The 6,425-nt window shown below is 69.3% G+C and carries 7 protein-coding genes and 1 tRNA gene; 6 read left to right on the top strand and 2 right to left on the bottom strand.

The genetic code is table 11. The annotated features are described in order from the left end of the window. The first annotated feature begins 175 nt into the window (after window positions 1–175). From ACFQPD_RS09955 to ACFQPD_RS09940, 4 genes are all read left to right on the top strand, one after another. Window positions 176–248, top strand: a tRNA-Arg gene (locus ACFQPD_RS09955). A 131-nt stretch (window positions 249–379) separates the two neighbouring features. Further along, window positions 380–1,942 (top strand): glucosaminidase domain-containing protein, encoded by a 1,563-nt coding sequence (locus tag ACFQPD_RS09950; RefSeq protein WP_385900467.1) that lies wholly within the window; start codon window positions 380–382, stop codon window positions 1,940–1,942. Between the two features lie 64 nt (window positions 1,943–2,006). After that, window positions 2,007–2,738, top strand: a complete 732-nt coding sequence (locus tag ACFQPD_RS09945; protein WP_385900465.1) for a glycerophosphodiester phosphodiesterase — start codon at window positions 2,007–2,009, stop codon at window positions 2,736–2,738. 10 nt (window positions 2,739–2,748) lie between these two features. Further along, window positions 2,749–3,651, top strand: coding sequence for a 1,4-dihydroxy-2-naphthoyl-CoA synthase (locus tag ACFQPD_RS09940; protein ID WP_385900464.1), 903 nt, complete (start codon window positions 2,749–2,751; stop codon window positions 3,649–3,651). A gap of 12 nt (window positions 3,652–3,663) precedes the next feature. On the opposite strand, the gene ACFQPD_RS09935 is transcribed toward ACFQPD_RS09940, so the two are convergent. Then, window positions 3,664–4,425, bottom strand: a complete 762-nt coding sequence (locus ACFQPD_RS09935) for a YwiC-like family protein (protein ID WP_385900462.1) — start codon at window positions 4,423–4,425, stop codon at window positions 3,664–3,666. A 65-nt stretch (window positions 4,426–4,490) separates the two neighbouring features. After that, window positions 4,491–5,132: a uracil phosphoribosyltransferase gene (gene upp / locus ACFQPD_RS09930; RefSeq protein ID WP_068751695.1), complete on the bottom strand. Its 642-nt coding sequence runs from the start codon at window positions 5,130–5,132 to the stop codon at window positions 4,491–4,493. A gap of 121 nt (window positions 5,133–5,253) precedes the next feature. On the opposite strand from upp, the gene ACFQPD_RS09925 reads away from it, so the two are divergent. Further along, a complete protein-coding gene (locus ACFQPD_RS09925) occupies window positions 5,254–5,847 on the top strand; it encodes a tRNA adenosine deaminase-associated protein (RefSeq protein WP_068751694.1) in 594 nt (197 codons plus the stop codon). 23 nt (window positions 5,848–5,870) lie between these two features. Next, window positions 5,871–6,302 (top strand): tRNA adenosine(34) deaminase TadA, encoded by a 432-nt coding sequence (gene tadA, locus ACFQPD_RS09920; protein ID WP_068751765.1) that lies wholly within the window; start codon window positions 5,871–5,873, stop codon window positions 6,300–6,302. Window positions 6,303–6,425: the final 123 nt, after the last annotated feature.

Genomic DNA, 6,425 nt, shown 5'->3' with positions numbered 1-6,425 from the left:
CGCCAGCTGAGCCTGCGTGACCGCTCTACGTGTCGCCATCGTCAACTCCATCCCCGAGTCTGACCCACGCGGGCATCTTCAGATGAGTCAACGACTCCAGCTACGCGGGCATCTTCGATGAGTCAACGCGCCGTTTTGCCCATCCCGCCGGGGTCGCGTATAGTTTCGGGGGCCAGCGCTCGTGGCTCAACGGATAGAGCATCTGACTACGGATCAGAAGGTTGGGGGTTCGAGTCCCTCCGAGCGCGCTGGGATCAGGCGCCGGGTTTACCCCGGCGCCTGATTCTTTATCCCCCCGAGGTCGCCGCCGCCGTCAGACCTCAACCTCCCCCTCAGCTTGCGGTGGTCAGACCGGGGGCCCACAAGGTTGAATGTCGCCATGCCTTCCCCACGCATCCTTGTCCGGGCCCTCGTCGCCCTCGCCATGCTGGCGGTGCTACTGCCTCAGGCACGCCCGGCCGTGGCCCTCGACGCCGCAACGTTCATCGCGAAGACCGCCGCCTGGGCGCAGGCCGAGGAGAAGGCGCACGGTGTCCCCGCCTCGGTGGCGATGGCGCAGGCCATGCTCGAGTCGGGCATGGGGGAGTCGGGACTGACCAAGAACGCGAACAACTGGTTCGGGATCAAGTGCTCCTCCACCGTCAGCCCGTACCAGAACGGCTGCTACAGCGTCTCGACCACCGAGTACGACTCCAACGGCAACCCGTACACGACGGTGGCGAAGTTCCGGAAGTACGACACCCCCGAGCTGTCGTTCATCGACCACGGCTACTTCCTCAGTCGCCTATCGCGCTACGCCAAGGCGTTCCTGTACAAGGACAACCCGGACCGCTTCATCGTCGAGGTGCACCGGGGCGGATACGCGACGGACCCGCAGTACGCGAACAAGGTCATCAACATCATGACCAAGTACAACCTCTACCAGTACAACATCACCCCGCCGTCGACCGCCCCGAGCGAGCTGGCCATCCGGCCGCAGCTGAAGGCATTCACCGACGCCACCGCCATCGTCACCGGCCTGCTCAGTCCCGACGGCGCCGGCCGGGAGATCCAGGTGCAGGCGTTGACCGCCGAGGGCTGGACCACCGTGACGTCGGCCGCGGCCGGCTCGCGCGGCCAGTTCTCCCTGCCGCTCGACCACGCGAAGTCGACGGCCGGCAAGGTCACGTACCGTGTGGTGGCGGCCGCTGTCCAAGGGCAGTTGACGAGTGCTGAGTTCGTGCTCGAGCGCATCGGCCGGGTCCTCGTTCAGCCCGTCACCACCGTCATGGTGACCCAGACCACCCAGCTGCGCGGATCCGCAGCCGGCTACGTCGGTCGCCCCGTCGTGGCGCAGGTCCTCGTCGACGGTGTGTGGCAGGACCACGCCGCCGGGACTGTCTCCTCGTCGGGGACGTTCGCGCTGCAACTCGCCGTGGGCCAGGCGGAGGCCGGGACCTGGAGCGTGCGCGCCGTCGTGACCGCCGCCGACGGCAAGACCTACCCCTCGACGATCGTCAAGGCGACCTGGGTGCCGGACGTCTACACCACCGAGGGCACCCACGACTACAACGGCCGCCAGTGGCGGACGAGGTGTGAGCCGTACTCCGGCACCACCCGGTGCTTCACCGACATCTGGGCCTCAACGGTCAAGGTGGTGAGCGGCAAGTTCGTCAAGACGAGCGACTGGACCTTCAACAACATGACCTACCTGCCGAGCCCCAGGTCCATGTGGGCGACGAACCCGCTCGGCGGCTACGGCACGCCGGGTCCCAAGACCTTCACCTGGACCTCCGACGGTCGCGAGTGGAAGGCCGAGTGCGACACTGCGACGACCGGCGCCGGAGGGTGCCGGGCCTACATTCTGGCCGACGTGATCACCTCGTCCCAGACGTCCAGCGGCACGTGGCGCTACGCCTGGCAGCGCACGTGGGTGTTCAACAACATCGTCCGCTTCTCCTGATCCGGCGACGCGGGCCGGCCCGCTCGGGATGCCGAGCCCGGCCCCGTCGTGGGAGAATCGCCCGGTGACAGCAATCTGGGCCCACCGCGGCGCGAGCGCCTACGCTCCGGAGAACACCCTGCCCGCCTTCGAGATGGCTCTGCAGATGGGCGCCGACGGCGTCGAACTCGACGTGCAGCGCTCGGCGGACGGGCAGGTGGTGGTCATCCACGACGAGACGCTCAACCGCACGTCGAACGGCGTCGGGAAGGTCGTCGACCAGTCCTTCGAGCAGCTGCGCCAGTGCGATTTCTCCAACCGCTTCGCGGGCCGCCGCAACGTGAAGATTCCGACGCTGCGTGAGGTGCTCGACCTCTTCCGCGGCACCGGGAAGACGGTCAACATCGAGCTGAAGAACACCGTCGTCCTGTACCCGGGGCTCGAGGACGACGTGCTGCGCATCGTGCAGGACGCCGGCATGCTCGACCAGGTCATCATCTCGTCGTTCAACCACTTCTCCCTGGCCAACCTGCGCGGGCGCGTGGCCCCGGATCGGCTCGGGGTGCTGCTCTCGGACGGCATCTACGACCCGTGGAAGTACGCGGCGTCGTTCGGCGCCGGGGCGATCCACCCGCACTACCTGGCGTTGCAGCAGCCGAACTTCGTCTGGCTGTGCCATGAGGCGGGGATCAAGATCCATGCCTGGACGGTCAACAAGGACGAGGACGCGCTGTGGCTGGCGGGGCTCGGCGTCGACGCGATCATCACCAACTTCCCGGACCGGGTGGGGGAAGCGCTACGGGGCCCCGGCTACTAGGGTGCCTGCCATGACCACCGACAACCCGTTCCGCCCCGAGCTCTGGGAGCCGGTCGCCGGCTTCGAGTTCACCGACATCACCTACCACCGCGCCAAGGACGTGCCGGCGGTGCGGATCGCGTTCGACCGGCCGGAGGTGCGCAACGCGTTCCGTCCGCACACCGTCGACGAGCTGTACCGCGCTCTGGACCACGCGCGCATGTCGTCGGATGTCGGCTGCGTCCTGCTGACAGGCAACGGCCCGTCGCCGAAGGACGGCGGCTGGGCGTTCTGCTCCGGCGGGGACCAGCGCATCCGGGGACGCGCGGGGTATCAGTACGCGGAGGGGGAGACCTCCGAGACGGTCGACGCGGCCAAGCTCGGGCGGCTCCACATCCTCGAGGTGCAGCGCCTGATCCGGTTCATGCCGAAGGTGGTCATCGCGCTGGTCAACGGGTGGGCCGCCGGGGGCGGACACTCGCTGCACGTCGTCGCGGACCTCACGTTGGCGTCGCGGGAGCACGCGATGTTCAAGCAGACCGACGCCGACGTCGGCTCCTTCGACGCCGGGTTCGGCTCGGCCTATCTGGCCCGCCAGGTGGGCCAGAAGTTCGCGCGCGAGATCTTCTTCCTGGGCGACGTCCACGACGCCGAGGACGCCCACCGGATGGGCATGGTCAACCGCGTGGCGCCGCACGCGGAGCTCGAGGACATGGGCCTGGAATGGGCCGCGAAGATCTGCGGCAAGTCGCCAACGGCGCAGCGCATGCTGAAGTTCGCCTTCAACGCCATCGACGACGGGCTCATTGGCCAGCAGGTGTTCGCGGGGGAGACCACTCGGCTGGCGTACATGACCGACGAGGCCGTCGAGGGCCGCGACTCGTTCCTCGAGAAGCGCGCGCCCGACTGGTCGAAGTTCCCCTACTACTACTGAGGTTCCGGGCGCTCAGCCCAGGAGCACCAGGGTCAGCGCCCAGGCGGACAGCAGAATCTCCATCACGCCGATCTGGGCGGGGCGGCGCCGCGCGCGCGGCATCCAGAACGACCTCGCGACCAGCGCCGCGGCCCAGGTCAGCCACCACCATCCCAGCCAACCGGCGCCCACCGCCGCGACCGTCACGAGCGCCACGGCCGCGTGATACGCCTGCGACCGCACGGCCGAGGCCGGGTCGTTGCGTTCGCGGATGAGTGCCTTGACGTGTAGGACCGTTCCCACGAAGTACGCGGTCAGCACCACCATCATGGCCACGTCGCGCCATCGGGTGGGGTCGTCGGCCCCCCACGGCTGAAGCACCGCCATCAGTCCGCAGGACGCGACGACGGTGAGCACGCCCGACTGCAGCGACCGCTCACGCCGAGACGCGGCGAGGTACAGCGCCCAGGTGACCAGGACCGCGTAGGCCGGCGCCCACCACAGGAGCACCGGCCCGGTGAGGGCGAGCGTCACGAGCCCCGAGACACCGGCCGCCACCGCGTAGACGACCAGCGCAGGTGTGTAGCGGGTGCGGCGCTGCGCCGGCGCCTTGAGGGTGAGGGTCGCGGCGTTGTAGGCGAAGTAGCCGAGTAACCAGGTGAGTCCCAGCGTGAGGTCCCCGGGGCCCAGCGGGCGGGCGTCGCGGGCCATGACGAGGCCGGCGAGGTAGGGCACGAGGATCATCGCCCACGCCCCGTGTTGCTTCGGCACCCAGCCCGCCGTCAGACCAGCCATCCGGTCACGGTATCCGACGGCTCCCGGGGCGCGGCACCCGCCCCGGCCGTGGGCCCCGAAGGCCGTCAGTCGGCCAGGCCGTACAGGCGGTCGCCGGCATCGCCGAGACCGGGCACGATGTAGCCGTGCTCGTTGAGGCGCTCGTCAACGGCCGCGACCACCAGCGTGCAGGGCACGTCGAGATCGGCCAGGAGCCGGTTCAGCTTCTCGATCCCTTCGGGGGCGGCCAGCAGGCAGATGCAGGTGATGTCGTCGGCGCCGCGGTCGACGAGGTACTGCACCGCTCCGCCGAGTGAGCCGCCGGTGGCCAGCATCGGGTCCAGGACGTAGCACTGGCGCCCGGACAGATCCTTCGGCAGGCGCTCCGCGTAGGTGACCGGCTGGAGCGTCTCCTCGTCGCGGATCATGCCCAGGAAGCCGACCTCGGCGGTGGGCATGAGGCGCAGCATTCCGTCGAGCATCCCGAGCCCGGCGCGCAGGATCGGCACCACCAGCGGCGCCGGCTGGGCCAGCTTGACGCCCGTCGTCGCCGTCACCGGCGTCTCGATCCGGGTCTCGGTGATGCGCACCCCGCGGGTGGCCTCGTAGGCCAGCAGCGTCACGAGCTCCTCCACGAGCCGCCGGAACACCGGCTGCTCCGTGTGCTTGTTCCGCAGGACCGTGAGCTTGTGATCGACGAGGGGGTGAGTGACGACGCAGAGTTCCACGACGCTAAGCGTCCCACATCCTCCTCAGGCGGCGAAGCGGGCCGGTGAGATCCCGGCCCGAGGGTGTGTCGCCTGGCCAGTCATGCAAGGATGGACGGGCACCGACCGAAAGGAGTGAGCCGTGGACGTGTTTGACGAGGACGCTGAGCCCTTCGACCTCAACAGCGTGGACGACGACTCCGACGAGCCGGAGGACTCCGACGACGATTACGACGAGTACGACGATCTGGAGGACGCCACCGAGGACGAGGTCGATCTCGTCATCGCTCTCTACCGCGAGGACGGCCGGGCCGTCGCGGTCCCGTTGGATGTCGACCTCGCCAACGACCTCGACGAGCTGATCACCCAGCTGAGCCGGCTGCCCGGGGACTCGGGCGCCGACGGGTGGGTGTCCGTCGCCGGGGAGTTCTTCGTGATCTGCCGCGTGCGCGGCCGCACCGTCGAGGTGCTGCTCTCCGACGCCACGGCGGCCACGGACTGGCCCATCGCCCGCGACGTCGTCGACTACCTGGGCGAGGAGCCCCCGGACGAGGACGCCGACCCGGCGCCGCTCGGGGACCTCGGTATGTACGCCGCCAGCGGGCTGCGTGCGTTCGAGATGGAGTCGATCGCCACGGACTACGACGAGGACTCCGACGTGCTCCTCGGCCGCATCGCGTCCAAGCTGAAGATCCGGGCCGAGTTCGACGCCGCCGTCGAGGCCTTCGACGACTAGTGGCCACCCGCTGGCACCCGGCGATGCGCCTGGCGCTCGCCGAGGCGGTCGCGGCGGGCCGGCACGGCGACGTGCCGATCGGGGCCGTGGTGCTGGGACCCGACGGACAGGTGCTGGGTCGCGGAGGTAACGAACGCGAACTGCACGGCGATCCGACGGCGCACGCCGAGATCGTGGCGATCCGCAGGGCCGCGGAGACGATCGGGGAGTGGCGCTTGAGCGGCTGCACGCTGGTCGTCACGCTCGAGCCGTGCACCATGTGCGCCGGGGCCGTCGTCGCCAGCCGGATCGACCATCTGGTCTTCGGCGCGTTCGACGAGAAGGCCGGCGCGGTCGCCTCGCTGTGGGACGTCGTGCGCGACCCGCGACTCAACCATCGCCCGCGGGTGACCTCCGGCGTCCTGGCCGACGACTGCGCCGCCCTGCTCGACGGCTTCTTCCGCGACCGGCGCTAGTACCGCGTCAGGCAACCTTGGCCCTCTTGATGATTGCGGCTCGTTTGAGGACTTTGCGGAGTCGTGGGTCGGTGGCGTGGGAGTTGCGCCAGATGATGTAGCGGCGGATCAGGCTGGCTTGCT

The sequence above is a fragment of the Tessaracoccus sp. O5.2 genome, from assembly GCF_964266725.1.
Classification (GTDB): domain Bacteria; phylum Actinomycetota; class Actinomycetes; order Propionibacteriales; family Propionibacteriaceae; genus Arachnia; species Arachnia lapidicapta.
The sequence above is the reverse complement of the archived record's forward strand: the minus strand, read 5'-3'. Positions and strand labels throughout refer to the sequence as shown.